The sequence below is a fragment of the Parahaliea mediterranea genome (assembly GCF_017255185.1).
Lineage (GTDB): Bacteria > Pseudomonadota > Gammaproteobacteria > Pseudomonadales > Halieaceae > JAFKCZ01.
The window spans coordinates 75,987-100,558 of record NZ_JAFKCZ010000004.1 but is presented as its reverse complement, the minus strand read 5'-3'; the positions used below and the strand labels follow the sequence as shown (position 1 = coordinate 100,558).

Annotated in this window: 18 protein-coding genes; 5 read left to right on the top strand and 13 right to left on the bottom strand. The window is 67.1% G+C overall.

Annotated features, from left to right (window positions below):
* Positions 1-35: 35 nt before the first annotated feature.
* Both JYP50_RS05310 and JYP50_RS05305 read right to left on the bottom strand, forming a co-directional pair.
* A complete protein-coding gene (locus JYP50_RS05310) occupies positions 36-3,212 on the bottom strand; it encodes an efflux RND transporter permease subunit (protein WP_206559445.1) in 3,177 nt (1,058 codons plus the stop codon).
* A gap of 4 nt (positions 3,213-3,216) precedes the next feature.
* Positions 3,217-4,320 carry an efflux RND transporter periplasmic adaptor subunit gene (locus JYP50_RS05305; protein WP_206559444.1) on the bottom strand — a complete coding sequence of 368 codons (1,104 nt, stop codon included), beginning with the start codon at positions 4,318-4,320 and terminating at the stop codon, positions 3,217-3,219.
* Between the two features lie 164 nt (positions 4,321-4,484).
* Between JYP50_RS05305 and JYP50_RS05300 the strand changes: the two genes are divergently transcribed.
* Positions 4,485-6,083 carry a sodium:solute symporter gene (locus tag JYP50_RS05300; RefSeq protein ID WP_206559443.1) on the top strand — a complete coding sequence of 533 codons (1,599 nt, stop codon included), beginning with the start codon at positions 4,485-4,487 and terminating at the stop codon, positions 6,081-6,083.
* Here JYP50_RS05300 and JYP50_RS05295 read toward each other — a convergent pair.
* Positions 6,080-6,982, bottom strand: coding sequence for a LysR family transcriptional regulator (locus tag JYP50_RS05295; protein ID WP_206559442.1), 903 nt, complete (start codon positions 6,980-6,982; stop codon positions 6,080-6,082). The genes JYP50_RS05300 and JYP50_RS05295 overlap by 4 nt on opposite strands.
* Positions 6,983-7,136: 154 nt before the next feature.
* Here JYP50_RS05295 and JYP50_RS05290 point away from each other — a divergent pair, with 154 nt between their 5' ends.
* Complete coding sequence (locus JYP50_RS05290; protein ID WP_206559441.1) at positions 7,137-8,357, top strand: acyl-CoA dehydrogenase family protein; 1,221 nt, start codon at positions 7,137-7,139, stop codon at positions 8,355-8,357.
* 15 nt (positions 8,358-8,372) lie between these two features.
* Complete coding sequence (locus tag JYP50_RS05285) at positions 8,373-9,146, top strand: SDR family NAD(P)-dependent oxidoreductase (protein ID WP_347136725.1); 774 nt, start codon at positions 8,373-8,375, stop codon at positions 9,144-9,146.
* Between the two features lie 7 nt (positions 9,147-9,153).
* On the opposite strand, the gene JYP50_RS05280 is transcribed toward JYP50_RS05285, so the two are convergent.
* The 6 genes from JYP50_RS05280 to hutC form a co-directional block, all read right to left on the bottom strand.
* Positions 9,154-9,633 carry a YbhB/YbcL family Raf kinase inhibitor-like protein gene (locus JYP50_RS05280; RefSeq protein WP_206559440.1) on the bottom strand — a complete coding sequence of 160 codons (480 nt, stop codon included), beginning with the start codon at positions 9,631-9,633 and terminating at the stop codon, positions 9,154-9,156.
* Positions 9,634-9,799: 166 nt separating this feature from the next.
* Positions 9,800-11,065 (bottom strand): MDR family MFS transporter, encoded by a 1,266-nt coding sequence (locus tag JYP50_RS05275; RefSeq protein ID WP_206559439.1) that lies wholly within the window; start codon positions 11,063-11,065, stop codon positions 9,800-9,802.
* 1,656 nt (positions 11,066-12,721) lie between these two features.
* A complete protein-coding gene (locus JYP50_RS05270; protein ID WP_206559438.1) occupies positions 12,722-13,303 on the bottom strand; it encodes a superoxide dismutase in 582 nt (193 codons plus the stop codon).
* Positions 13,304-13,598: 295 nt separating this feature from the next.
* Positions 13,599-15,134 (bottom strand): histidine ammonia-lyase, encoded by a 1,536-nt coding sequence (gene hutH / locus JYP50_RS05265; RefSeq protein ID WP_206559437.1) that lies wholly within the window; start codon positions 15,132-15,134, stop codon positions 13,599-13,601.
* Positions 15,131-16,816 carry a urocanate hydratase gene (gene hutU, locus JYP50_RS05260; RefSeq protein WP_206559436.1) on the bottom strand — a complete coding sequence of 562 codons (1,686 nt, stop codon included), beginning with the start codon at positions 16,814-16,816 and terminating at the stop codon, positions 15,131-15,133. The genes hutH and hutU overlap by 4 nt, the downstream gene beginning before the upstream one ends.
* A 40-nt stretch (positions 16,817-16,856) precedes the next feature.
* Positions 16,857-17,558: a histidine utilization repressor gene (gene hutC, locus JYP50_RS05255; RefSeq protein WP_206559435.1), complete on the bottom strand. Its 702-nt coding sequence runs from the start codon at positions 17,556-17,558 to the stop codon at positions 16,857-16,859.
* Positions 17,559-17,655: 97 nt separating this feature from the next.
* Here hutC and hutI point away from each other — a divergent pair, with 97 nt between their 5' ends.
* Both hutI and hutG read left to right on the top strand, forming a co-directional pair.
* Positions 17,656-18,882, top strand: a complete 1,227-nt coding sequence (gene hutI / locus JYP50_RS05250; protein ID WP_206559434.1) for an imidazolonepropionase — start codon at positions 17,656-17,658, stop codon at positions 18,880-18,882.
* Entirely contained in the window at positions 18,872-19,828 is a 957-nt protein-coding gene (gene hutG / locus JYP50_RS05245) for a formimidoylglutamase (RefSeq protein WP_206559433.1), read from the top strand. The genes hutI and hutG overlap by 11 nt, the downstream gene beginning before the upstream one ends.
* Here the strand turns inward: hutG and JYP50_RS05240 are convergent.
* Genes JYP50_RS05240 through JYP50_RS05225 form a run of 4 tightly spaced genes read right to left on the bottom strand, consistent with a single transcriptional unit; the run spans position 19,825 to position 24,572 of the window.
* Positions 19,825-20,598, bottom strand: coding sequence for an alpha/beta hydrolase (locus tag JYP50_RS05240; RefSeq protein WP_206559432.1), 774 nt, complete (start codon positions 20,596-20,598; stop codon positions 19,825-19,827). The two genes, hutG and JYP50_RS05240, sit on opposite strands and share 4 nt — an antisense overlap.
* Positions 20,599-20,621: 23 nt before the next feature.
* Complete coding sequence (locus JYP50_RS05235; RefSeq protein WP_206559431.1) at positions 20,622-21,836, bottom strand: catalase family protein; 1,215 nt, start codon at positions 21,834-21,836, stop codon at positions 20,622-20,624.
* Complete coding sequence (locus JYP50_RS05230; protein WP_206559430.1) at positions 21,826-23,292, bottom strand: Dyp-type peroxidase; 1,467 nt, start codon at positions 23,290-23,292, stop codon at positions 21,826-21,828. The genes JYP50_RS05235 and JYP50_RS05230 overlap by 11 nt, the downstream gene beginning before the upstream one ends.
* Positions 23,289-24,572 (bottom strand): hypothetical protein, encoded by a 1,284-nt coding sequence (locus JYP50_RS05225; RefSeq protein ID WP_206559429.1) that lies wholly within the window; start codon positions 24,570-24,572, stop codon positions 23,289-23,291. The genes JYP50_RS05230 and JYP50_RS05225 overlap by 4 nt, the downstream gene beginning before the upstream one ends.

The following is a 24,572-nucleotide window of genomic DNA, read 5'->3' as shown; positions in this document are numbered from 1 at the left end:
GAACGATCACCCCCGCGTCCGGACATCTCCCCCTGTCAGGGCTGGGGCACGACCGCCCGCCGCGCCGCCCGGCGCTGGCCGAACTCCAGCACAATAACGGTCAGCGCGGGCAGCATGGTCAGGGTCACCAGCGCCGCGCCGAGTATGCCGAACATCACGATGGCACCCACGCCGCGATACAACTCGGTACCCGCCCCCGGGATCAACACCAGGGGCGCCAGGCCGCATATCGTGGTGATGGTGGACATGGCGATCGGCCGCAAGCGGGCCTCCACCGCCTCCCGCACCGCGGGCACCGGCGCCATACCCTGCGCTTTCACATTACCCACCGCCCGGTGGACGATAAGAATCGGATTGTTGACCACGGTGCCCATGAGGATGAGAAAGCCCAGCATGGAAATCATGTCGAAGGGCTGCACGACCGGCGCCAGGCCCACCAGCGGCAGCAGGCTGCCGACGCCGTTGAGCAGGGCCAGGCCGACGATACCGCCGGCAATGCCCAGGGGAATGGAAGTCATGATCAGCAGCGGGTAGCCCCAGTGGGTGAAGATGGCGACCATCAGCAGGTAGATGATCAACAGGGCAATGGCGTAGTTGCTGCCCAGGGCCTCCCGGGTGGCGTCGAGCTGGTCCGCGGCGCCGGAAATGTCGATGCTCACGCCACTGGGTATCTCCCCGCGCTCGCGCAGGTATTGCACCAGCTCTTGCCGGACCCGCGCCACGCCCACTTCCAGGGGAATACTGCGCGGCGGAATGATGTTCAGGGTGACGGTGCGGCTGCCGTTGACGCGGCGCAGGGAGTCGGTGTCCACCGTTTCCTCGATATTGACCAGCGCCCCCAGGGGCAGCACGGCGCCACGTGGGGTGTACACCGGCAGTTGCGCCAGGTTGTCCAGCTCCGCGCTCTGGCCCACGTCGGAATAGAGGTAGATATCGATCTTGTCGTCCTGCAGGAAAAACTCGTCCACATAGCTGCCGTCGGTCAGCGCGGCGACGGTGAAGCCGAGTTCGTCCGCGGTCAGCCCCAATTCGGCGGCGCGCTCCCAGTCGGGACGGATCTCCACCATCGGCTGCGCCAGGGTCAGTGACGACGGGCGGCTCTGGATACGCGGATTGTCGAAGATGTCCTCCGCGCGCCGGTAGGCCGCCAGCGCCACGCGGTAGATGTCCTCCAGTCGCGGGCCGCTGATATCGAGGTTGATGCTGCGCGTGCCGCCATCGTTGCTGGTGATAATGGAGCCCCGGGCGGCGAAGGCGCGCATGCCCGGGTACTGCTGGTACTTGTCGCTGAGGGCGTCCATCAGCGCTTCGATGTCCGCGGCGTCCACCGGTTCGGAAATGATCCGCAAATTGTCCGCCTGCACGCGCATATTGAGGTACTGCATCGCGGGCACGGGCGACTGGCCGTCATGGAAAGCGGCGGGATCGGCGCCGACATGGGGCTGGAGGTAGGCCTGGACCTCTTCGCCAATCTGCTGCATGGCGGGGAGATTGTAACCCGGCGGCGCGATCATCGAGGCGAACACCTTGGGCTCCTCGCCCTCGGGCAGGTATTCCGCCGGCGGTGTCAGCAGCGCAATGACGCCAAAACTCAGCAGGAAAGTCAGCGCGATACAGCCGTAGCGACGCCCCGGCGTGGCCAGCAGCGCACTCACCGCGCCCAGCGTGGCCTCGCGCATACGCAGGCCGGCGCCACCGGCCGTGCCCCGCGCGCCCTCCTCCCGGGGCCGGATACTGAGCCGCGCCGCCGCCGTGGGCAATACGGTAATGGCCACCAGCATGGAAGCGAGGATGGCGGCGGATATGGCCATGGCCACATCGGAGTACAGCTGGCCCGCTTCCTGCTCGACGAAAAGCACCGGCACGAACACCAGTACCGTGGTCATGGTGGAGGCGAATACCGCCGGCCATACCTGGCGCACCCCCTCGATCGCCGCGCGCATGCGGTCGGCGCCCCGCCGCCGCTCCAGCTCGATGCTCTCCAATACCACGATACTGTTGTCGAGGGTCATGCCGATGGCGAAGGCGATACCCGCCAGCGAAATCACATTGATGGTGCGCCCCGCCAGCAGCAGGCCGAGGAAGGCGACGATGATACAAATGGGAATGCCGATCACCCCCACCAGCGTGGTGCGAAAAGAGCGCAGGAAGAGGTACATGACGGCGGTGGCCAGCAGCGCGCCGAGAATCAGGTTTTGCCATACGTTGCGCACCGAGTCCTCGACGTAGCGCACGTCGTCGGACATCAGCTCCATACTCAGCCCCGCGGGCTCCAGCACTTCGCCGCGCAGGGCGTCGAGATCGGCGAGGATGGCGCGCTTGATCTCGATCACGTTGGAACCGGACTCCCGGCGCAGGGCGATCATGATGCTGTCGCGACCGTCGATGGTGGAGATACCCCGCTTCTCGAAGTGATCCAGGCGCACCCGCGCCACGTCGGCCAGGCGGATGACCGCGTCGCCCCGGCGCGCCAGTACCAGGCCGGTCAGGTCCTCCACCGAATCGAAGCGGCCCACCGTGCGCAGCAGGTACTGGCGTTTACCGGATTCGATCTCGCCGCCGGAGCGGTCGCGGTTGCGGCCGCGAATGGCGCTGCGCACGTCGGACAGACTCAGGCCGCGCTGGGCCAGGCGCGCCGGATCGATCAGGATCTGCACCTGGCGCTCGGCGCCGCCCCAGACGCTGACCTCGGACACCCCGGGCACGCGCGCCAGCCGCGGTTTGACATTGTCCTCAAGGAAATCCCGCATCAGGTCCATGTCCAGTTGCCGCGGGTTGCCGGGCAGCGGCGTCACATTGAAAAACATGAAGTTGTTACTGGAGAAGGAGTTGGCGTAAATCCGCGGCTCGTCGACATTTTCCGGGTAGGACGGCACCTGGCTGAGGGCATTGTTGACCCGGATCAGCATCTCGGTGATATCGGTGCCGAAGGGAAATTCCAGCTCCACCTCCGCCGAACCGCTCTCGGCGGAGGCCTCGATGCGCGACAGGTTGGGCAGGTTGCGCAGGTACTCCTCCTGCTCGATCAGAATTTCCTTCTCCACGTCCTGCGGCGTGGCGCCGGGCCAGTTGGTACGCACGCTGATCGCCCGCACGTCCAGGTCCGGAATCATCTGCACGGGTATGCGCAGCGCGGCGACCACGCCCAGCACGCAGATGATCAAGGTGATGACCGTCGTCAGGGTACCGCGCTGAACGATCTTCTCGAACACGACTCTATCTCCGGCTCGCCGTGGCGCGGATCCGCACCGCCTGGCCCGCCTGCAGGGACTCGTTGCCCTCGACTACCACCCGGGTACCGGGCTCGAGACCGGCGCGGATTTCCACCATGCCGTCGAACTGCAGGCCCGGCTCCACCAGGTTTTCCACCACACGCAGCTCCCCGTCCCGGCTGTGCACGGTCCACACCACGGTGCGGCCGTCGGGATAGCGCAGGGTCGCGTCCCGCGGCACCACCAGACCCTCGCGGTCGGCGGGCAGGGCCAGGGTGGCGCGCACCGACATGCCGGGTTTCAACAGGGGCGCGCCGGCCCCCGGCTCCACCCGCAACAGAAAGGTGCGCGCGCCGGGGTCGGTCACCGGCACCACCGTGGCGACCGTGCCGGTATGCGTTTCCCCCGGGCTGGCATTGAGGCTGTAGCGAACTTCGCCGCCGCGCTCGATCGCCGGCAGGAAATCCTCCGCCACCGGGAAGTCCAGCCGGACCGTATCAGTGGCCACCAGCTCCAGCACCGCCTGCCCGGGCGCTACCCACTCCCCCAGGTCGGTGAGGCGGGCGCTGACCACGCCGTCGAAAGGCGCGCGCAATTTATGGCGCTCCAACAGCGCGCCCTGATAACCCGCTTCCGCCTGCGCCTGCCTGAGGGCGGCCTCGTCCTCGGCCACTTCCGCCTCCAGGTCCCGCACCGCGGTTTCGGCGATACTGCGCTGGGGAATCAGCTCCCGCGCCTCGCTGAGGCGGCGGCGGGCGTCTTGCAGGGCATTGCGCAACTGCTCGGCCCGGGCCTGCGCGCTTTCCAGCTGCAGGGCCGCCAGTTCCGCATCCAGCGCCAGCAACACGTCTCCGGCGACCACGCGCGAACCCGCATCCACGTTCAGCGCCTGCACCAGGCCGCTGGTGGCGGGCGACAGGCGCGCATTGCGCAGGGAAGTCACCGTGCCGGTCAGGGGCACTTGCCGGAAGATGGGCATGCGCCGCGCCTCCACCACCGTGACGGGTACGCCATCCCGGGCATGGGCAGTAGCGCCCTGCAACAGGAACAGGCAGGCAAACAGTGTGCTGCCCAGCGCAGCGAATCGGGAATAAAAATACGGCAACACGTCGGGTCCAGGTCCTGGTAGTCGTGGGCAATCGCTGTCATGCAACGGAGTCAAGAGTATAGGACAGCGCGTCGTTCTGCATTATCCGCCCGGGGACATTCTGGCAATTCCCTGGGCAACTCCATAACATGAAGCGTCATCACCAATGACAGCGAGCGGCATCAATGAACCCCGCATTGGCACTGTTGGACTGGCTGGTGATCGGGGGCTACCTGGTGTTCCTCGTGCTGTTCGCCCTGTGGCTGGCCCGGCGCCAACGCGATCGCGCCGACTACTATGTGGGCGGGCGGCGACTGGGTGCCTGGCCCGTGGCCATCTCGGTGATGGCCACGCAGTGTTCCACCAACAGTATCCTCGGGGCCCCGGCCTTCGTCGCCTTTGCCGCCGGCGGCGGCCTGGTGTGGCTGCAGTACGAGCTGGCTCTGCCCCTGGCCATGATCGTGCTGATCCTGCTGGTGATGCCCCTGTTCCGCCAGTTGCAACTGGTATCCGTCTACGCCTATCTGGAGCACCGCTTCGATCTGCGCACACGCTTGCTGCTGTCCGCCCTGTTCCAGTTCGCGCGCGCCTTCGCCACCGCGGTGACCGTGTTCAGTATCGCCATCGTCATCGACCTGATACTCGGCATCGGTTTTTTCTGGTCGGTGGTTATTCTCGGCGTGTTCACCGTGGTATACGACGTGCTCGGCGGCATCCGCGGGGTCATCTACAGCGACGTGATCCAGATGGCGATCCTGGTGGCCGTGCTGGGCCTGTTGCTGGCGCTGCTGGTACAGGACAACGGTGGCTTCGCGCACATGCTCGACGCCCTGGACCCGGCCCGGCGCCGGGCCCTCGATTTCGGCCACCACGGCTTCGGCGACGGTGAAACCTTTTCTTTCTGGCCGATGCTGGTCGGCGGCCTGTTTCTCTACCTCGCCTACTACGGCTGCGACCAGAGCCAGGTACAGCGCCTGCTGTGTACCCGCGATATCGACACCACCAATCGCGCGCTGTTGATCAATGGCCTGCTGCGCTTTCCGCTGGTGGCACTGTACTGCCTGGTGGGTGCGGGCATTGCGGTGTATGCCGCCGGCAGCGGGGATTTCCTCGCCAGACTGCCGCTGCACGGCGGGCAACCCCAGTACAACCTCGCCGTACCGCGCTATATGATCGACACCCTGCCGCCGGGTCTGGTGGGCCTGGCCCTGGTGGCCCTGTTCGCCGCGGCCATGTCGTCCCTGGACTCGGTGATCAACTCCCTCAGCGCCACCACCATGGAGGATTTCGTGGTGCGCTTTTGCCGCGAACCCCTGAGTCAGCGGCGGGAGCTGCTGCTGTCGCGATTGATCACCGTGGCCTGGGGCGTGGTCACCCTCACCCTGTCCTTCTTTGTCGGCGATATCGCGCCGACGGTGCTGGAGGCCATCAACAAGATCGGCTCGCTGGCCAACGGCCCCATCCTGGCGGTTTTCGCCCTGGGCCTGTTGAGCCGCCGCGCCAGTGGCGTCGGCGCCTGCATCGGCCTGCTGCTGGGCATCGCGGGCAACGCCCTGTTGTGGCGCTACGCACCGGGTATTTCCTGGCTGTGGTGGAACGCGATAGGCTTCGCGCTCACCGGGCTCGCCGGCCTGCTGTTCAGCGGAGGTCAGGCGCGACCGTCCGTGACCGACACCGCCCGCAATATCCTGCGCGAACAGTCGCGGGTCAACTGGCCGCTGATGTGCGGCCTGCTGGCGACCTGGTTCGTCCTGCTGTTCGCGCTCCTGGCATCCCTTGGCTAGTGGGCCATCACCCCGGTCACCAACTGTTGCAGACGCTCCCGCATCCAGCGGCTGGCCGGGTCGCCCTCCGCATTGCCGTGCCAGAACAGGTGCCAGACCAGCGGCTCCACCGCGAACGGCAGCGGACGCCAGGCCAGGTCCAGCAGCGGTAGCAGCACCCGGGGCACGGTCCACAACAGATCGGTCTGCTGGGCGATGCGCGCCGCCACCAGGTAATTCTGCACGCGCATTACCACCCGGCGCCGCGCGCCGCGATTGTGCAGCGCGATATCCACCTGCCCCCGCCCCCGGCGCCGGCTCGACACGTGCAGGTGCTCGCCCTGCAGATAGGCCTTTTCCGTCAGCTTGCGCCGCGCCAGCGGATGGCCCCGGCGCATCGCCACCACATAGGGGAACTCACCCAGGCGCTGCTGCTCGAGGCCGCGGGCGTTGAACACCGGCGCGTCCAGCAGCAGATCCGAACGCCCGGCTTTCAGCTCCTCCGCCGCGCCGTCGCGGCTGACATAGTAGCTGGAGATGGACAGGCGCGGCGCCTGTTCGCTGACAATGGCTCGCAAACCCGGCAGCAACAGGAACTCGGCGAGGTCATTCATGCCCAGGCGGAAGGTCTTCTCCGACGTCGCGGGATCGAAGCGCGCGTTGACCCCGGCGCTGCGACGCAGCAGGGCCAGCGCCTCGCGCACGTCGCCGACGATGTTGTCGGCCACCGGCGTCGGCGCCATGCCGTCCGGGGTGCGCACGAACAGGGGATCGTCGAAGGCCTGGCGCAGACGCGCCAGGGCGTTGCTCACCGCCGGCTGGGTCAGGTTGAGGAGCACGGCGACGCGGGTCACGCTGCGCTCCTGGTACAAGGCATCGAACAGGATGAACAGGTTCAAATCGAGCTTGTCCAGGCGCATGGCGGGGCTCCGGCGGGCAATACAGACATCACTAATATCAATACAAATATATCAAAAGAATAAATTTTTGTGATGCCTATACTGATAATAAGATAGTCGCCATATCCGGCAGCGTCATGCCCTTGCCCACCGTCTACCACACCAGGAGAACGCCATGTTTGAATTCAGTGAAGCGTCCCGACACTACCAGGCCGCCCTGTCCGATTTTATGGACCGGCACATCTATCCCAACGAGGAGGCCTACGTCCGACAACTGGCGGAGTCCCCCTCCCGTTTCGCCGCCCTGCCGCTGATGGACGAGCTCAAGGCGAAGGCCCGGGCCGAGGGCCTGTGGAACCTGTTCGTACCGCCTTCCCTGGCGCAATTTTGCGACCACGACGGCCTGTCCAATCTCGACTACGCGCCGCTGGCGGAATTGATGGGCCGGGTACTGTGGAGCCCGGAGGTATTCAACTGCAACGCCCCGGACACCGGCAACATGGAAGTGTTCATGAAATACGGCAGCCCGGAACAGCAGGAGCGCTGGCTCAAGCCCCTGCTGGCCGGGGAAATTCGCTCTTCCTACGCCATGACCGAGCCCCAGGTCGCCTCCTCCGACGCCACCAACATCGAACTGCGCATCGCCCGCGATGGCGACGACTATGTGCTTAACGGCCGCAAATGGTTCATCACCGGCGCCATGTACGAGCGCTGCCAGATCTTCATCGTGATGGGCAAGTCCGACCCGGACAATCCCAGCCGCCACAAGCAGCAATCACAAATCCTGGTACCCAAGGGCACGCCGGGAATCACGGTGCTGCGCCCGCTCACCACCCTGGGCTACGATGACGCGCCCATCGGCCATGCCGAACTGGTATTCGAGAATGTGCGCGTGCCGAAGGAAAACCTGCTGCTGGGCGAGGGCCGGGGTTTCGAGATCGCCCAGGGCCGCCTGGGACCGGGCCGCATCCACCACTGCATGCGCCTGATCGGCGCCGCCCAGCGCTCGCTGGAGCTCGCCTGCCAGCGGGTCACCCGGCGCAGCACCTTCGGCCGCGAATTGAGCCAGCACCAGTCGGTACGGGAGGACATCGCCAAATCCTTCGCCGAGATCGAGATGGCGCGCCTGCTGGTGCTCAAAACCTGCAAGCGCATGGACGAGGTGGGCCCTAAGGGCGCCATGGACCTGATCGCCGCCAGCAAGATCAGCGTGCCCATAATGGTGCAGACCATTATCGACCGCTGCATGCAGATGCACGGCGCCGGCGGTCTCACCGAGGACTACTGCATGGCCGAGGCCTTCAACTACGCCCGCTGGTGCCGCCAGGCGGACGGCCCCGACCAGGTGCACCAGATGGCCCTGGGCAAGCAGATCATCAAGGCCTACGCCGAATAGAGTGGGAGTACCATCGTGAATAGCCTGGAACAGTTTTCACTACAGGGCCACGCCGCCCTTATCACCGGCGCCTCCAGCGGCATCGGCCACACCCTGGCCAAGGGCCTGGCCCAGGCCGGGGCCACCGTGGTGGTCGCGGCGCGCCGCGCCGAGCGCCTGGAAGCTTTAGTCGGAGAGATTGAGGCCGGGGGCGGCAGCGCCCTCGCGGTGTCGATGGATGTCACCGACAAGGCCAGCGTCGCCGCCGCCTTCGAGCGCGCCGAGCAGGCACTGGGCGCCATCGACATTATCATCAACAACGCCGGCGTCGCCGACCCCAAGGGCTTTCTCAAGATCGACGACGAGTCGCTGGATTTTGTGATGAACACCAACTTCCGCGGCGTGTGGCACGTGGCCCAGGAGGGCGCCCGGCGCCTGGTCGCGGCCAAGCGGCCCGGCAGCATCATCATTATCGGCTCCGTGCTCGGCCTCGGCGCCCACCCCGGCCAGACCGCCTACTGCGCCTCCAAGGCAGCGGTCATCCACCTCACCAAGAGCCTGTCCCTGGACCTGATGAAGCACAACATCCGCGTCAACGCCATCGCCCCCGGCTGGTTCAGGACCGAGATCAACGCCGACTTCTTCGACGCGCCCGCCGGCAAGGCCTACATCGAGCAGATGCCGGCCAGGCGGCTGGGGAAAGTGGAAGAGCTGGTGGGGCCTGTACTGCTACTGGCCAGCGACGCGGGCAGCTTCGTCAACGGCACCGTGCTGGCGGTGGACGGGGCGCATTCGGCGAAGCTGGTGTGATGCCGACTCAGTCCCGCTGATAGGTTCCCACCAGCCGGTTCATTCCCAGGATGTGGGGCTCCACCTTTTCCAGCAGCTCGGGCAATTCCAGCCCGTCCTGCAGGTTGGGCTCCACGTCCAGGGCCAGCACCCAGAAATAGTACTGGTGCCGGCCGTGCCCGGGCGGGGGCATCGGGCCGCCGTAGCCGATATTGCCGAAGTCGTTCTTGCCGCGGGCGTAGTCGCCCACCCCTTCCTCCAGCTGACGCACCGACTCGGGAATGTTGTAGAGCACCCAGTGAACAAAGCCGTAGGTGCCGCGCCCGGAGACCAGCGGCGCGTCGGGGTCGTGGCAGAACACGGCGAAGGAGCGCGTGCCCTCGGGCACCTTGTCCCACGACATCGCCGGGGACAGGTCTTCACCCTCGCCGGTGTATTTGGTGGGAATCGCGCCGCCATGGTCGAAGGCGGCGCTGGTTAGCGTGATATCGGACAGTGCAAATCCCATGGTACTTACCTCTTGTCGGATTGCTCGGCGATGTAGGGTCGAATTCATTCGACCAACGGTCGGTTCCATCCGGCCCCACAGAACAGTGACGCAATAGTAACAAAGGACGCCACCAACAGGCCAAATCCGAGGCGACGACAACAACCGCCGCCACCTCGGAACTGGTTCAAGACGTGACCGCCCCCGGCAGGCACTCGGGCTCCTGTCGCACCGACGACCAGTCGGGCCGCGACAGCCGGGTGGACAGGGCGTACAGCAAGCCCACCGCGCCGCAGAGCACGAACATCACCGCGTACAGTACCGGCCCGCTACCCCACTCCAGAATCAGCCCGCCCGCCAGCGGCGCCAGTGCCCAGCCCAGGGCGTAAAACGACGAGGCGCCGAAGTAGCTGCCGCGCAGGTGGTCCGGCGCCATCTGGTCGACCTGCACGCTCATGGTGGGGAACAGGATCGCCTCCGCCACACTCACCACGAAGATCGCCCCCAGCCAGCCTGCGTACCAATCCACCGGGTTCAGCGCGCACCACAGTTGTCCCAGCGCCAGGATGGCCAGGCCGATCAGCACCCGCTGGGTCACCGGCAGCGGCCCCAGCAGCGACAGCAAGGGAAACTGCAACACCATCACCGTCACCGCGTTGACCAGGATAATGCTCGAGATCAGCGCCACCAGATCCGGCGCTTCCGCCCGGGTCAGGTACTGCACCAGGCTGGAATCCGCCTGGGCAAAGATGAAGAAAGCCAGCACGTTGGCCAGGATCACCACCAGGAACATGTGATCGCGCCCCAGTACCCGCAGGGTGTCGCGGAAACGGGCGCTGCGGTTACGCCGCTGCCGCGCGATGCGTCCGCTCACGGTGTGCGCGAAGCCCCAGATAAACGCCAGGTTGAGCAGCAGGTAGCTCAGGGCAGTCAGCCCGAACGTCTCCTGTTGCGCGCTGAGCCCGGCCCACACGCCGATCATCGGTCCCAGCGCCGCCCCCGCGTTGATCAGGAAATAGCGCAGCTGCAGCGCCAGTTCCCGCGCCTGCCGGCCGGGAATGAGATCGCCGATCAGGGCGCTGGCTGGCGGCTCCCACACCGCCCGGCCCACCGAGCACAGGCTCATCGCCACCACGAAGGCGGACAGGCTCTCGGCCACGGCCAACAGGGCGAAGGCGAGGCAGCTGATGGCGGTCCCCAGCAACAGGATCGAGCGCCGCCCGCAGCGATCCGACAGCGCACCCACGTAAAACCCGAGCAGCGCGGCACCCACCGCCGAGGCGCTGAGGATCAAGCCGATCTCGGCGGCCCCGAGGTCAAACCGCTCGTACAGCAGGATCGCCAGGAACGGCCACACCATGAAGTAGGTGCCGCGCCCGAAGAAGCTGCCCAGCAGGATGATCCACACCAGTGGCGGGAAGCCCTGCAACTGCCGCCACTTTAAAAGGTTCATTGTTGTTTCCTCCCTATCCGTTTGTTGATTGTTTTATTTGCCGGACCGTCGCTCCGGGACGCAGGGACGCAGGACCGCCGGACCGCCGGACCGCCGGCATCCATGCCTCCCGCGACATACCGCCTGCGCGGCCCGGCCCTTCCATGGACATAAAAAAACCCGGGAGGGGACGCCTTCCGGGTTTTTTGGGGGAGGAAGGCGTCACACCTTCCTTTGCCTTAAGCTTGGGTCAGGTGTTCACGGGTTTCTGGCTGCTCACCGGGCGCATGCGTTTTGTAAACGCGGTAATCACACGGGTTTCACCACCGGCACACAGGCACAGGTCCGCCGACAGCGAATACTGCCAACAATACTGTGCGTGAATGTGATGTTGTGTGCGGTTCATGGAACGACCTGTTTTTGATCCAGTGGCTTAACTATAAACCCGATTGGTATATATACAAACGTAAAGCTTGGCGAATTATTCCCATTTCGCGCTTTTTTTATTGCAATTTGGTCGGGGAGATTAGAAGAAGCTTACATTCCTTCGCGCCAGTTTCTGTTTTGCGACTTTCTGGAGGCGGCCTGGTGGCCGCTGCGTCGTGCCCCGGCAGGCGGTACCTCTTTTGTTCCTCTACGGGGAGCATGCGGCACAAGACCAGGCTATGTTGCTGTCATCTTCCAGGGAGGCGGCCTGCGGCCGCTGCGTCGTGCCCCGGCAGGCGGTGCCTCTTTTGTTCCGCTACGGGGAGCATGCGGCGCGTCTGCCTCCTTACTTCTTAATGTGGCGAGTTGCTCCTAACTTCGAATGGCCTGATTGCCGGGCATGGCTTTAGGGCTTCGTAACCTCGGTAGTCCGCTGGAGGGTGCCGCGGTCGCGTTGCCACTAAATCGATGCGGCACTCGCACCGACTCCCCTGCGCTGCACAAAAGAGGCACCACCCACCGCGTCCCAACGCGGGGGCGTTGACGATGCGTTCAATGCAAATTTCGCTACATCCCGTGTAGGGTCGAATTCATTCGACCGAAAAGCGGCGGAATGAATGACCCGAAAAGAGGGGCCCGCTGTCCGCCCTACACAGGGCAGCCCCCCCCTGTAGGGTCGAATATACTCGACCGAAAAGCGGCGGAATGAATTCCGCCCTACAAGGGCAGGTGCCCCCCTGTAGGGTCGAATTTACTCGACCGAAAAGCGGCGGAATGAATTCCGCCCTACAAGGGCAGACGGCGCACCCCCTGTAGGGTCGAATTCATTCGACCAACCCCAGACCGGACATTTGCACCCTCACCCACCGATTGGCACCCCGCGTTGATCCGGGGTAGGTCAGGTCTTTTTGGCCCGGCGCGCAGGGGTCGGTGCGAACACCACATCCGCTTAGCGGCAACGCGGCTGCAGCATCCTCCAGCGAACTAGTGAAGTTACGAAGCCCTTTCAGCCCTGGTCGGCAATCAGGCCATTCGAAGTCAGGAGCAACTCGCCACATTAAGAAGAAAAATGGCAGACGCACCGCATGCCCCGGAGCAGAGGGCCGAAAAGCACCTGGCCTGCGCCGGAGCGACGCAGCGGCCGCAAGGCCGCCCCCCACGAAGTAGCAACCCAGCGATGTGGCAAGTCCACAAACAAAAACGCCCGACTCAAACCGAGCCGGGCGTTCCCGATGCACTCAGCCTAAACTATCAGGCAGAGAGATTCTCATTGACGAAGTCCCAGTTCACCAGGGCCCAGAAAGCCTCCAGGTACTTCGGACGGGCATTGCGATAATCGATGTAGTAGGCGTGTTCCCACACATCCACTGTCAGCAGCGGCTTCGCGTCACCGGTCAGCGGAGTATCCGCGTCATCGGTATTCACGATCGCCACCGAACCGTCAGCGTTCAGCACCAGCCAGGTCCAGCCGGAACCGAAGTTGCCCACCGCGCTGGCGTTGAACTCTTCCTTGAACTTGTCAAAGGAACCGAAAGCCGCGTTGATCTTCTCCGCCACCGCGCCGGTGGCCTCGCCGCCGCCGTTGGGGCTCAGGCAGTGCCAGTAGAAGGTGTGGTTCCAGATTTGCGCCGCGTTGTTGAACGTGCCGCCGGATGATTTCTTGACGATGGTTTCCAGGTCGGCATCCTGCAGGTCGGTGCCCTCGATCAGCGGGCCCAGCTTGTCGACATAGGTGGCGTGGTGCTTGCCGTAGTGGTATTCCAAAGTCTCCTGGGAAATATGCGGCTCCAGTGCGTTCATCGCATAGGGGAGATCGGGAAGTGTAATAGCCATGGATCAGAACTCCTGTGTTGTCATTGGCAGAACCCGTAGCGGGTGCGGTCAGCGGGTGCGTACTATAACGGAAAAGCGATGACATTTGGCATCAATGCCACGGCAACGCCCGCGGATGGTGGCGCCGGGGTCCTGTGCTCCGGCGGGGGCGTCGGGGGAAGTACCGCTACAACGCTCGTGGAACCCAGACAGGCAAATGCACACCCTGCCGGGGCAAATTCAGGCCACGATAGCAGCACGTGGCTGCCTACGAGGGTACAGGATGCCAAGTCTGGCGCCAGCATTCAAACCCCGGTCAAAAACCGAGCAGGTCCTCCGCCACCGTTCTCGCCAGCATACCTCGAGCAAGCAGGTCCCGGGCGGCCTCGATATCCGGGGCGAAGTAGCGGTCCTTGTCGTAGAAGGGCACCGCCTCCCGCAGCAGGGCCCGGGCCGCGTCGAGCGGCGCGCTGGGGCGCAGGGGGCGGCGGAAATCGAGGCCCTGGGCCGCCGCCAGCCACTCCACCGCGAGGATACCCGAGACATTCTCGAAGATATCCAGCAGGCGGCGGCCGGCGAAGGTCGCCATCGACACGTGGTCTTCCTGGTTGGCGGAGGTGGGCAGCGAGTCGATGGAGGCCGGGTGAGCCAGGGTCTTGTTCTCGCTGGCCAGTGCCGCCGCCGTCACCTGGGCGATCATGAAACCCGAGTTCACGCCGCCGTTCTCCACCAGGAAGGGCGGCAGGCCGCTGAGGGAGGAGTCGATCAGCAGCGCCATGCGCCGCTCGGACAGCGCCCCGATCTCCGCCAGGGCGATGGCCAACATGTCCGCGGCCATGGCCACCGGCTCGGCGTGGAAGTTGCCGCCGGAAATGATATCGCCGCCGTCGCTGAACACCAGCGGATTGTCGGAGACGCCGTTGGCCTCGTCCAGCAGGGTTTGCGCGGCGAAACGCAGCTGCTGCAGGCAGGCCCCCATCACCTGGGGCTGGCAGCGCAGGGAGTACGGGTCCTGGACCTTCTCGCAGTCCTCGTGGGAGCGGCCGATCTCGCTCTCTGCTTCCAGCAGTGCCCGGTACAGGGTCGCCATGTCGCGCTGGGCGGCGTGGCCGCGAATGTCGTGGATGCGCGCATCGAAAGGCACCCGGGAGCCCCGGGCCGCCTCAACCGCCATGGCGCCGATCACCGCCGCGGACTTGAGGGCGTTCTCGGCGGCGAACAGCCCCTGCAGGGCGTAGGCGGTGGACGCCTGGGTGCCGTTGAGCAGGGCCAGGCCCTCCTTGGGCGCCAGTTGCACCGGCGCCAGGCCGGCGATCTCCAGGGCGCGGTCGGCGGTGATGCGCTCGCCGCGGTACAGGGCCTCGCCCTCCCCCAGCAACACCGCGCTCATGTGCGCCAGGGGCGCCAGGTCGCCGGAGGCGCCCACCGAGCCCTTGCGCGGGATGGCCGGATAGACTTCCGCGTTCAACAGCGCCGCCAGATGCCCGATCACCTCGCGGCGGATGCCCGAGTAACCCCGGGCCAGGGAATTGATCTTGAGCACCATCATCAGGCGCACGGTGCTCTCGTCCATGAAACTGCCCATGCCCGCGGCGTGGGACAGCACGATACTGCGTTGCAGCTCCTCCAGCTCATCGGGCTGGATACGGGTATTGGCCAGCAGGCCAAACCCGGTATTGATGCCGTAGACCACGCGGCCCTCGGCGATCACCTCCGCCACGGTGGCGGCGGCGGCGTCGACCGCCGCGTGGCAGGCGGGGTCGAGGGCGATATGATGCGGCTCCCGATTCACCCGGCGCAGTTCGGCCAGGGTCAGCGCGCCCGGGGTAATGGTCAGCGTTGCCGTGCTCATGCCTGCTCCTCCCCCGCTCCGGTGATCATGGGCAGATCCAGGTGGTTGCGGCGGGCGCAGTCCAGGGCGATGTCGTAGCCGGCGTCGGCGTGGCGCATCACGCCGGTGGCCGGATCGTTGTGCAGCACCCGGGCGAGGCGGCGGTCGGCGGCCTCGCTGCCGTCACAGACGATCACCACCCCGGCGTGCTGGCTGAAACCCATGCCCACGCCGCCGCCGTGGTGCAGGCTGACCCAGGTGGCGCCGCCGGCGGTATTGAGCAGCGCGTTGAGCAGCGGCCAGTCGGATACCGCGTCGGAACCGTCGCGCATGCTCTCGGTTTCGCGGTTGGGCGAGGCCACCGAACCGGAGTCCAGATGGTCGCGGCCGATCACCACGGGCGCCTTCAATTCGCCCTTGCGCACCATCTCGTTGAAGGCCAGGCCCAGGCGCGCGCGGTCCTCCAGGCCCACCCAGCAGATGCGTGCCGGCAGGCCCTGGAAGCGGATGCGCTCCCGGGCCATGTCCAGCCAGTTGTGCAGCTGCGGGTTGTCGGGAATCAGTTCTTTAACCTTGGCGTCGGTGCGGTAGATATCCTCCGGGTCGCCGCTCAGCGCCACCCAGCGGAAGGGCCCGATACCCTCGCAGAACAGCGGGCGGATATAGGCCGGCACGAAACCGGGAAAGTCGAAGGCATTGTCGACCCCCTCCTCCAGCGCCATCTGGCGGATGTTGTTGCCGTAGTCCAGGGTGGCGGCGCCGGCGGCCTGCAGCGCCAGCATGGCCCGCACCTGCACCGCCATCGAGGCCTTGGCGGCCCGCACCACGCCGGCGGGGTCGCTGTCGCGTTGCGTGACCGCCTGCGCCAGGGTCCAGCCCGCCGGAAGATAGCCGTTCAGCGGGTCGTGGGCGCTGGTCTGGTCGGTGACCACGTCGGGGGTGACACCCCGCTCCACCAGCGCGGGAAAGACCTCGGCGGCGTTGCCCAGCAAGCCGACCGAGATGGCCTCGCCGCGCTCGCGAGCGGTGTCGATCATGGCCAGCGCCTGGTCCAGGTCGGTGGCTTTTTTATCCACGTAGCCGGTGCGCAGGCGGAAGTCGATGCGGCTCTCGTCCACCTCCACCGCCAGCATGCTGTAGCCGGCCATGGTCGCCGCCAGGGGCTGGGCGCCGCCCATGCCCCCCAGGCCGCCGGTGAGAATCCAGCGCCCCGTCGCCTCGCCGCCGAAGTGCTGTCGGGCCACCGCGGCGAAGGTTTCGTAGGTGCCCTGCACGATGCCCTGGGAGCCGATGTAGATCCACGAGCCGGCGGTCATCTGCCCGAACATCATCAGGCCCTTGCGATCGAGTTCGTTGAAATGCTCCCAGTTGGCCCAGTGGGGCACCAGGTTGGAATTGGCCAGCAACACCCGCGGCGCGTCGGGGTGGGTCGGAAACACCCCCACCGGCTTGCCGCTCTGGATCAACAGGGTTTCGTCGTCACCCAGGCGCTTGAGGACCTCGACAATGGCGTCGTAGCTCTCCCAGTCGCGGGCCGCGCGGCCGATACCGCCGTAGACCACCAGGCTCGCGGGGTGCTCCGCCACCTCCGGGTCCAGGTTGTTCATCAACATGCGCAGGGGCGCCTCGGTCAGCCAGCTGCGGGCCTGCAGGGTGCTGCCGGTGGCGGCCTTGATCTGACGGGAAGGGTCGTTGCGGGTCATCGGTCAAGCCTCTTTTATGCTTGTCTGGGAAGGGTGTTTGTCAGCTGTCGATATGGCTGCCGAGCCGGTAGCGGTCCCCGGGGTGCACCAGCTCCGCCAGGGAAACCACGCCGCGATGGGAAAAGGTTCGGCGGGTGATTTTGAGGCAGGGCTGGTCGGGGCCGATATCCAGGGCCTCGGCCTGCGCCGGCGACGGCAACACCGCCTCCACCGTCTGGTCCGCCTCGGTCAGCGGCGCCACCGCCGACAGATAGGCGCTGGGGGTGACGCGGGCCAGATCCTGCTCCAGGTAGGCCGGGGCCAGCTGGGCAACCACGTGGCGGCTCTCGTACTGCAGGGCCTGGTCATTCTCCAGGTGCACCAGCACACTGTGGAACAGGGGTTCGCCCTCCGCCAGGCCCATGCGCGCGGCGAGCGTCGCGTCGGCCAGCACGGCTTCCAGCGCCAGCACGCGGCAGGCGTGACAGTGGCCGCGCTGGTGGATCTCCTCGGCGATATTGCGGATCTGGGTGATCGAACTCACCGGCCGGCGGTCGGCGACGAAGGTGCCGAGCCCCTGGGTGCGCTCCAGCAGGCCCTCCTCCGCCAGTTCCAGCAGGGCGCGCCGGGCGGTCATACGGCTTACCCCGAACTCACCCACCAGCTGGTTTTCCGAGGGTACCCGGTCTCCCGGGCACAGCGCCCCGGTCTCGATGCGCTGGCGCAACGCGACCTTGATTCTGGCGTACTGTGGTGACGACATAGGCTAGCCTGATGAGTACAGTAGGCATGAGTTTAGCTTGTATATACCTGTATATACAAGATAGCATTTCCCCCACCCACCAAACAGGGAGCAAGCGATGACACAGCAGTGCGACTGGCTGCTCGGCAATCTGCGCCTGGCCACGCTGACGGACAGCGAGATCCCCTACGGCGCCATCGAGGACGGGGCCGTGGCCCTGGCGGGAGATCGCGTCATTTACGCCGGTCCGGCCACCGACATGCCCGACCTGGCCGCCCGCCGGCGCCTGGACGGCCGCGGCCGCTGGGCCACCCCGGGCCTGGTGGACTGCCATACCCACCTGGTGTACGGCGGCAGCCGGGCACCGGAGTTTGAACAGCGCCTGCGCGGCGCGAGTTACGAGGAGATCGCCCGCGCCGGCGGCGGCATCCTCAGCACCGTCGCCGCCACCCGGCTGGCCGGCGAGGACGAGCTCTACACCAGCGGCAGGCAACGGCTGTTGCGACTGCTGGAGGAAGGGGTGACCACGGTGGAAATCAAGTCCGGCTACGGCCTGGACCTGGAGAGCGAGCTGAAAATGCTGCGGGTGGCGCGCCGCCTGGGCGAGGATCTGCCGGTCACCGTGCGCACAACGTTTCTCGGCGCCCACGCCCTGCCGGCGGAGTACCGCGAGCCCGGCGCGGATGCCTATATCGATATGCTGTGCCGGGACATGCTGCCCGAGGTGGCCCGGCAGGGCCTGGCCGACGCGGTGGACGTGTTCTGCGAGGGCGTGGGCTTCAGTCCGGCCCAGACGGAGCGGGTATTCGAGGCCGCCGCCGCCCACGGGCTGCCCGTGAAGGGCCACGTCGAACAGCTCAGCGACCTCAAGGGCGCGGTGCTGGCGGCGCGCCATCGGGCGCTGTCGGTGGACCACCTGGAGTACCTGGCGGCGGCGGATACCAACGTCCTGGCGGAAGCCGGCACCGTGGCGGTATTGCTGCCGGGCGCCTTCTACTATTTACACGAAACCCGCCTGCCGCCGGTCGCCGCCCTGCGCGAACGCGGCGTGCCGATGGCGGTGGCCACGGACCTGAACCCGGGTACCTCGCCCATGGCCTCGCTGCTGACGGCGATGAACCAGGCCTGCGTGTTGTTCCACCTCACTCCCGAGGAGGCCCTGCGCGGCGCCAGCGTCAACGGCGCCCGCGCCCTGGGGCTGGACGACCGCGGCCAGCTGGTGGCGGGGCAGCGGGCCGACCTCGCCCTGTGGGACATCGACAGCCCCGCGGAGCTGAGCTACGGCCTGAACTACCACCGCCCCGGCGCCCTGTTCCAGGGCGGAGTGCTACAGCATGATCACTGAACCATCTCCCTGGCGCGGACGCGTCGACAGCGAGGACGGAGAGGCCGGGCGGCGCTGGCACCAGGTCGTCGAAATGGCGCCTCAACACCCGCTGCCGGGCCCGGCAAATGCACTGCTGGGACTGGCCTCGGACCGGGGGGTGCGCCTGAACAAGGGGCGCCCGGGCGCCGCCGGGGGGCCGCGGGCGCTGCGCGCGGCCCTGGCCAACATGGCCTGGCACCACGAGCTGCCGCTGTTCGACGCCGGCGATATCCCGGTCGACGACGACCTGGCGACGGGCCAGTCCGCCTACGCCGCGCGCGCCGCGCAACACCTCGACGCGGGGCACTTCGTCGTCGGCCTGGGGGGCGGTCACGAAATCGGCTGGGCCAGCTACCAGGGTTGTCGCCGCCATCTCGACGGGGCCGGCGCCGGCCAGCGCCTGGGCATCGTCAACTTCGACGCCCATTTCGACCTGCGCCTGCCCGCCCCCGACCCCAGCTCCGGCACCCCCTTCTACCAGGCGGCCAGGGACTGCGAAAACCGCGGCCAGCCCTTCGACTACTTCTGCCTCGGGGTGGCGCCCACCGCCAACACCGCGGCGCTGTACCGCCGGGCGGAGCAGCTGGGGGCGCACTACCTGGGCGATCTCGACTGCCGCGGCGAGTGCGCCACCCGGCCACTGGAGCGCTTCCTGGCACAGTTGGACGCCCTCTACGTGACCATTTGCCTGGATGTCTTTCCGCCGGCCCACGCGCCGGGTGTCAGCGCCCCCGCGGCCCCCGGCGTCGACCCGGGCTGGGTGCTGCGCACCCTGTCGCAAATCGGCCGCCTGTGCCGCCGGCTCGACGTGCGCTGGCTGATGGCCGACGTGGCCGAGCTGTCCCCGCCCCTGGACCCCGACGGGCGCACCGCGCGCCTCGGGGCGCGGCTGGTGGATGCCTGCCTGGCGGCTCGCCGTGGCTAGGCCTTGATCGACTCCTCGAACAGGGCCTCCAGGGTGCGCGACAGGCGGCGCAGGTCGGCGGGCTCCGACAGCCGGTGGTCGCCGGCCTTCACCAGCTGCAACTCCACATCCGTCGCACGCAGCCTGTCCAGCAAGTCCAGCGACAGCTGCCAGGGCACCGCGTCGTCGCGCTGGCCGTGAATCACCCGCACCGGTACGTCGATGGCAATCCCGGCGCCCAGCAACTGGTGTGACCGGGCCTCTTCCACAAGCTTGCGGGTGATGATGTAGGGCTCGGGATCGTAAGCCGACACCATTTCGCAGTAGCCCTGCCGCTCCAGCGCGCGCAGCTGGTCGCCGTCGAGGCGCTCGCGGTACAGCCGCTCGGTGAAATCGGGGGCCGGGGCGATCAACAGCAGCCCGGCCACCCGTTGCGGCCGGGCCAGTGCCGCGAGCAGGGCCAGCCAACCGCCCATGGAAGACCCCACCAGGACCTGGGGACCCCCGGCCACCTGGTCGAGGATCGCCAGCACATCGTCACGCCACATGCCGATGGTGCAATCGGCGAAGTCACCGCCGGAAAGCCCGTGGCCCCGGTAGTCGAAACGGGTGTAGGCCCGGTCGTTGCGGCGGCACCAGTCGGCCAGGGCCTCGGCCTTGGTGCCGCCCATGTCCGACTGGAACCCGGGGCAGAACACCAGCCCGGGGCCGCGCCCGGACTGGCTTTGATAGACCAGGCGCCCACCGCCCGGCAATTGCAATGTCTGGTGCTCGCTGTCCGACGCCGTCATACCGCTGTCGCTCTCCCTTGTGATTAGTCGCGCTGCTCCCCTCCCGCCGCCATGGACTCGTCGAAGACCTCGTCGCCGGTGGGCTCCACATGATACGTGTCGTTCATCCGCTGGCGGAAGCGCGACAACTCGTAGTACATGCGCCGGCGAGCGCGGCTCTGGTTACCCAGGGGGCGGTGCTCCGCCAGGCAGTGCCAGGGGTTGATCGTCAGTTGCCGGGTAAAGGCGAACTGGGCGGGCGAATCGAAAACCTGCCGCGGAATGTGAATCCGCGCCGCGGGAATCCACGGCGACAACTTCTCCGGCCAGCGCACCGCGGCGTTTTCAATGGGCATGCGATGGGGATCGGTCTGCAGCTGGATGAGCAGATCGAAATCCACGCTTTTGTGCGCCAGGGTCTTCACCATGTTGTCGCGCAGGTAGTTGTCCGGCACTTTGCCAAAGGGCACCCCCGGGATGCGCCGCTCGACGGTTGTGCGCGGTGCGAAAGAGTACATCATCGCCTGCCCCTCCCCCAGCAGGTAGGGCACGCAACTGAAATAACGCTGCCCCAGGGGGTTGTACTGGGTTTCGTTCCACAGGGACTGCATGAGGAAATCGAGAACGTGGCTGTCGCTCGGGTCGAAGAAATAGTACAGCGGCATATCCCGCAGGCTCCAGTCCTGAAGGCGGGCGTTGCAGCGGCTGTTCGGGGTCACGAAGGTGGGTGTACACACGCAGGCCATGTCCTGGGTGAACTGCTCATCGTCCATGAGTTTGGGACCCGGCACGTCCATGAGCTTCATCGCCATGCTGCCGAAGCCCACATCCTGGATATCCCTGGGCACGTCGGGGCCGGGGCCCGAAAAGCGAATCCACGCGGGGTAGGCGCGCTGTTCGGCGAAAATACCCCGGCGCATGTGGGCCGGGAGGTCGTCGCGCACCGTCACCGTGCCGCGCACCAGGCCGTGAGTCTTGGTGTTGCCGCCGCGCTCGAACCGACCCGGTTGGAAGTGGCCGCGCATCTGCTGCGCCATCAGTTCGATGATGTCGTCCAGGGCCGCCTCCTCCCAGGGGTAGATACGCTCCTCGGCCAGGCCGAGGCCCTCGTCGACCCGGCGCCAGTTGATCAAGCACTGCAACAGCGCCGCGCTGGGCTCGCGCAAAACATGATTGAGTGCCGGCCGGAAGAAGGGCTCGAGCCGGCGCTCCACTTCAAGGGTGCGGACCAGGACCCGGTGGATGAACTCAAGCACCATTGCCTGATTCCCCGCAGCCAGCGATAAAGCGCAGCGCGCGTATGCCCGGCAGGAAAAAATAGCCGGCGCCGCGCAGGGTCACAAAACGGGGCAATCCAGTCAGCCGCGCGGGCTCCGCTCCGGGACGGGTATCGTGGAAATTGTCGGTCGGTTGCCCGCCGAGCTGCGGCTCCCGGCTGCCCAGCAGCGGGTCCGCCTGGCCCTGCAGGCCGGCAAAGGTGGCGCTGGCCATCCAGGCGGCCTGCACGAACTCGAACTGGCGGGCGATATCCGCCCCCAGGCACATGAAGTGCAGCCCGGTATCGGGGGCCTCGCCGTAGACCCGGCCACGGCGCACCAGGCGATGGAAGCGGGTGGAGGCCACCAGGTCCTCGCCGCGATGACGCCGGCCGAAACCCAGGGTAGCCCGCAGGCGGGACAGCGGGCCGTCGGCCCGCGGCGGAAAGTCCCCGCTGCGCGGGTTGGCGCGGCGCACATGGGCGGCCAGCGGGCAGGCGCGGCCCAGGGGGTCGTCGTCATAATCGAAATCGTTGATGCCGCCCGGCGCCGGACGCCCCCCGGGAAGCAGTGGCGCGCCGTCGCGCCGGCGCCCCACCAGGGCGCAGGCCAGGGACTCCGCACCCGCGTCGTCACCGCCGGCCTGTTGCTCCAGGTAGCGCCAGAAACCCGCCACGTCCTGGGCCAGCTGGCGCACCACCAGGTAGGAGCCGTTGCGCCCCAGGTCGTGCAAACCCGGGGCATCGACCGCCGGCGCCAGTTCATCCGCCCCCGGGTACCGCCGCGGGTCCAGCAGCGGGCGGTCGCAGAACAGGCCGTACTCATTGCGGTAGCCCAGTGCCAGCTCACCCAGGGCCATGTCGTGGCGAAAATCCGCGCGACCGCCCACCTCAAGTTTCAGCGACTGCCCCCAGTCCACCACCGGCTGGCTGACACCGTCGGCAAAACCGAAGGGCTCGGTGCGGGACATTCGCGAATCCGGGGGCCGGTGCAGTACCTCGAACGCCGTATCGAAACCCTCACCCACAACCTCGTTTTCCCAGGTGTCGAGGTCTCCCGGCGCGGCATACAGCATCAGCAGCAGGTGGGCCTCGGGTCCGGCGCCCCCCCAGCGCCAGTGTTGCGGCGCGTTGGCGCCGGTATCGCCCAGGCGCCGGCTGCGATTGGCGTCGCCGGCGACCCCGCCGAGGAAGGGTTCCGGGAAGGCCGCAAGCACGTCCGCCGGCAAGCCCAGGGCCGTTAAACCCGCCGCGGTCAGCGCGAGCTGCACCGCGTGCCGCGGCAGGCGGGGAGATTTTTCCGCGCTCAGCACCGGCACCCGCGCCAGCCACCGCCGGGCCTGTCGCGGCTCGCGCACCCGCAGCAACAGCAGGCGACAACCCGCCAGGTGGGCGTGGGAAAAACGCAGCAGCCCCTGCATGTCGGCGTATTCCACCGGGTTGGCGGCCGCGCCGTTCACAGCAGTTCCAGCCAGCGGCTGGCCGCCGCGCGAGTCGGCCGACGCAGCGCGAGCCCCGCGCGAACCTGGGCGTTGCGCGCCAGGTCAACCGCGGTGAGCCCGGGGTAGGCTTTGTACCAGCACTGCGAGGGCAGCTGGTTGCGCCGCAGGGTGTACTTGTACTTCTGCTCGTGCTTGGCGCCGCCGAGGACCAGCCAGCGGCAGCGGGGATAGCCCACGCCGTTGCCGAACACCAGGTTCAGGCCCCAGGCCACCTTGTTGATGAAGTCGTCCATGTAGCTGTCGGCGCTGCCGTCGTAGTTGCTGGCGAAGTAGACCCGGCGCCCCCCATCCAGCAGTACCCAACGCGCGAAATGGATGGTCTGCACCCTTGTGAGGTAGCCGCGGCGATACACGTGCCGGGCCGAGTAGTCCAGCAGGCCCAGCAGCACACGGATGGTAAGGCGGCGAAAGCGACCGGGCTTGACCTGGCCGAACACATTGAACTGGTTGCTCACGTCCAGGTCTTCCTGCTCCGCCAGACGCGCCAGGTGCGCCCGCCCCGGCCGCTCGCGATTCTCCGGATCGGCGCGCTCCAGGCGCCGCAACCGCCACAGGTAAACCGGCGCCGCCAGCACCAGCAGCGGCGACAGCAGCAACAGCACCAGGGGCCAGGCCAGCAGGTGAAGGATGTTGGCCAACCACCAGGGCGCGGGCGTGGGCTCCGGCTCGCTGAGCCGCAGCTTCCCCTCGGCCACGGCGATGTCCACCCGGGCTTTCAGCGCGGCGTGCTGGGCAAGCGGGTGGCCGCGCATGGCGACCAGCTCCGGGCTGCGCAGGTGGGCCCGCAAGCGCTCCACCAGCGCCGCCTCCTCGCGCACCTGGCGCAGGGTACGCCCCCGCCAGTTGACGTAATTGGCCGCCGGACGCCGGTTGTGGTCGCGCATCCACGCGAGCAGGTCGCTGTGCCCTGCGGAAAAATCGACGCAGTGGTCGAAGATCCGTGTCAGCCCTTCCCCGGCGCGCACCGCCAGTTCCGCCAGGAACCACTCGCCGTCGCCGTCCACGTCACCGAGGAAGGCCAGGGTCGGCGGCCAGGGGCGCGGCTCCTCGCCGTGGGCGCGGATATCGTCGTTGGTCAGCGCCTCGATAATCACCAGGCGCGCCACGTGCAGCGTGCCGAATTGGTAAAACGGCACCAGGGTATTGCGCGGGTCCGCCAGCCCCGGCGCCCGATTCATACCCGCCAGCAGTTCGCGCAGGGCGTCGAGCCGTCGCTCGTCGACCGGGGCGGTGATCAT

What these genes read in the sequence shown, in the direction of transcription:
- JYP50_RS05275 (WP_206559439.1), bottom strand. Translation starts at nt 11,065, where the DNA reads ATGAACCTTTTAAAGTGGCGGCAGTTGCAGGGCTTCCCGCCACTGGTG.
- hutI (WP_206559434.1), top strand. Translation starts at nt 17,656, where the DNA reads ATGACACAGCAGTGCGACTGGCTGCTCGGCAATCTGCGCCTGGCCACG.
- hutC (WP_206559435.1), bottom strand. Translation starts at nt 17,558, where the DNA reads ATGTCGTCACCACAGTACGCCAGAATCAAGGTCGCGTTGCGCCAGCGC.
- JYP50_RS05280 (WP_206559440.1), bottom strand. Translation starts at nt 9,633, where the DNA reads ATGGGATTTGCACTGTCCGATATCACGCTAACCAGCGCCGCCTTCGAC.
- hutU (WP_206559436.1), bottom strand. Translation starts at nt 16,816, where the DNA reads ATGACCCGCAACGACCCTTCCCGTCAGATCAAGGCCGCCACCGGCAGC.
- hutH (WP_206559437.1), bottom strand. Translation starts at nt 15,134, where the DNA reads ATGAGCACGGCAACGCTGACCATTACCCCGGGCGCGCTGACCCTGGCC.
- JYP50_RS05240 (WP_206559432.1), bottom strand. Translation starts at nt 20,598, where the DNA reads ATGACGGCGTCGGACAGCGAGCACCAGACATTGCAATTGCCGGGCGGT.
- JYP50_RS05290 (WP_206559441.1), top strand. Translation starts at nt 7,137, where the DNA reads ATGTTTGAATTCAGTGAAGCGTCCCGACACTACCAGGCCGCCCTGTCC.
- JYP50_RS05225 (WP_206559429.1), bottom strand. Translation starts at nt 24,572, where the DNA reads ATGATCACCGCCCCGGTCGACGAGCGACGGCTCGACGCCCTGCGCGAA.
- JYP50_RS05270 (WP_206559438.1), bottom strand. Translation starts at nt 13,303, where the DNA reads ATGGCTATTACACTTCCCGATCTCCCCTATGCGATGAACGCACTGGAG.
- JYP50_RS05295 (WP_206559442.1), bottom strand. Translation starts at nt 6,982, where the DNA reads ATGCGCCTGGACAAGCTCGATTTGAACCTGTTCATCCTGTTCGATGCC.
- hutG (WP_206559433.1), top strand. Translation starts at nt 18,872, where the DNA reads ATGATCACTGAACCATCTCCCTGGCGCGGACGCGTCGACAGCGAGGAC.
- JYP50_RS05235 (WP_206559431.1), bottom strand. Translation starts at nt 21,836, where the DNA reads ATGGTGCTTGAGTTCATCCACCGGGTCCTGGTCCGCACCCTTGAAGTG.
- JYP50_RS05300 (WP_206559443.1), top strand. Translation starts at nt 4,485, where the DNA reads ATGAACCCCGCATTGGCACTGTTGGACTGGCTGGTGATCGGGGGCTAC.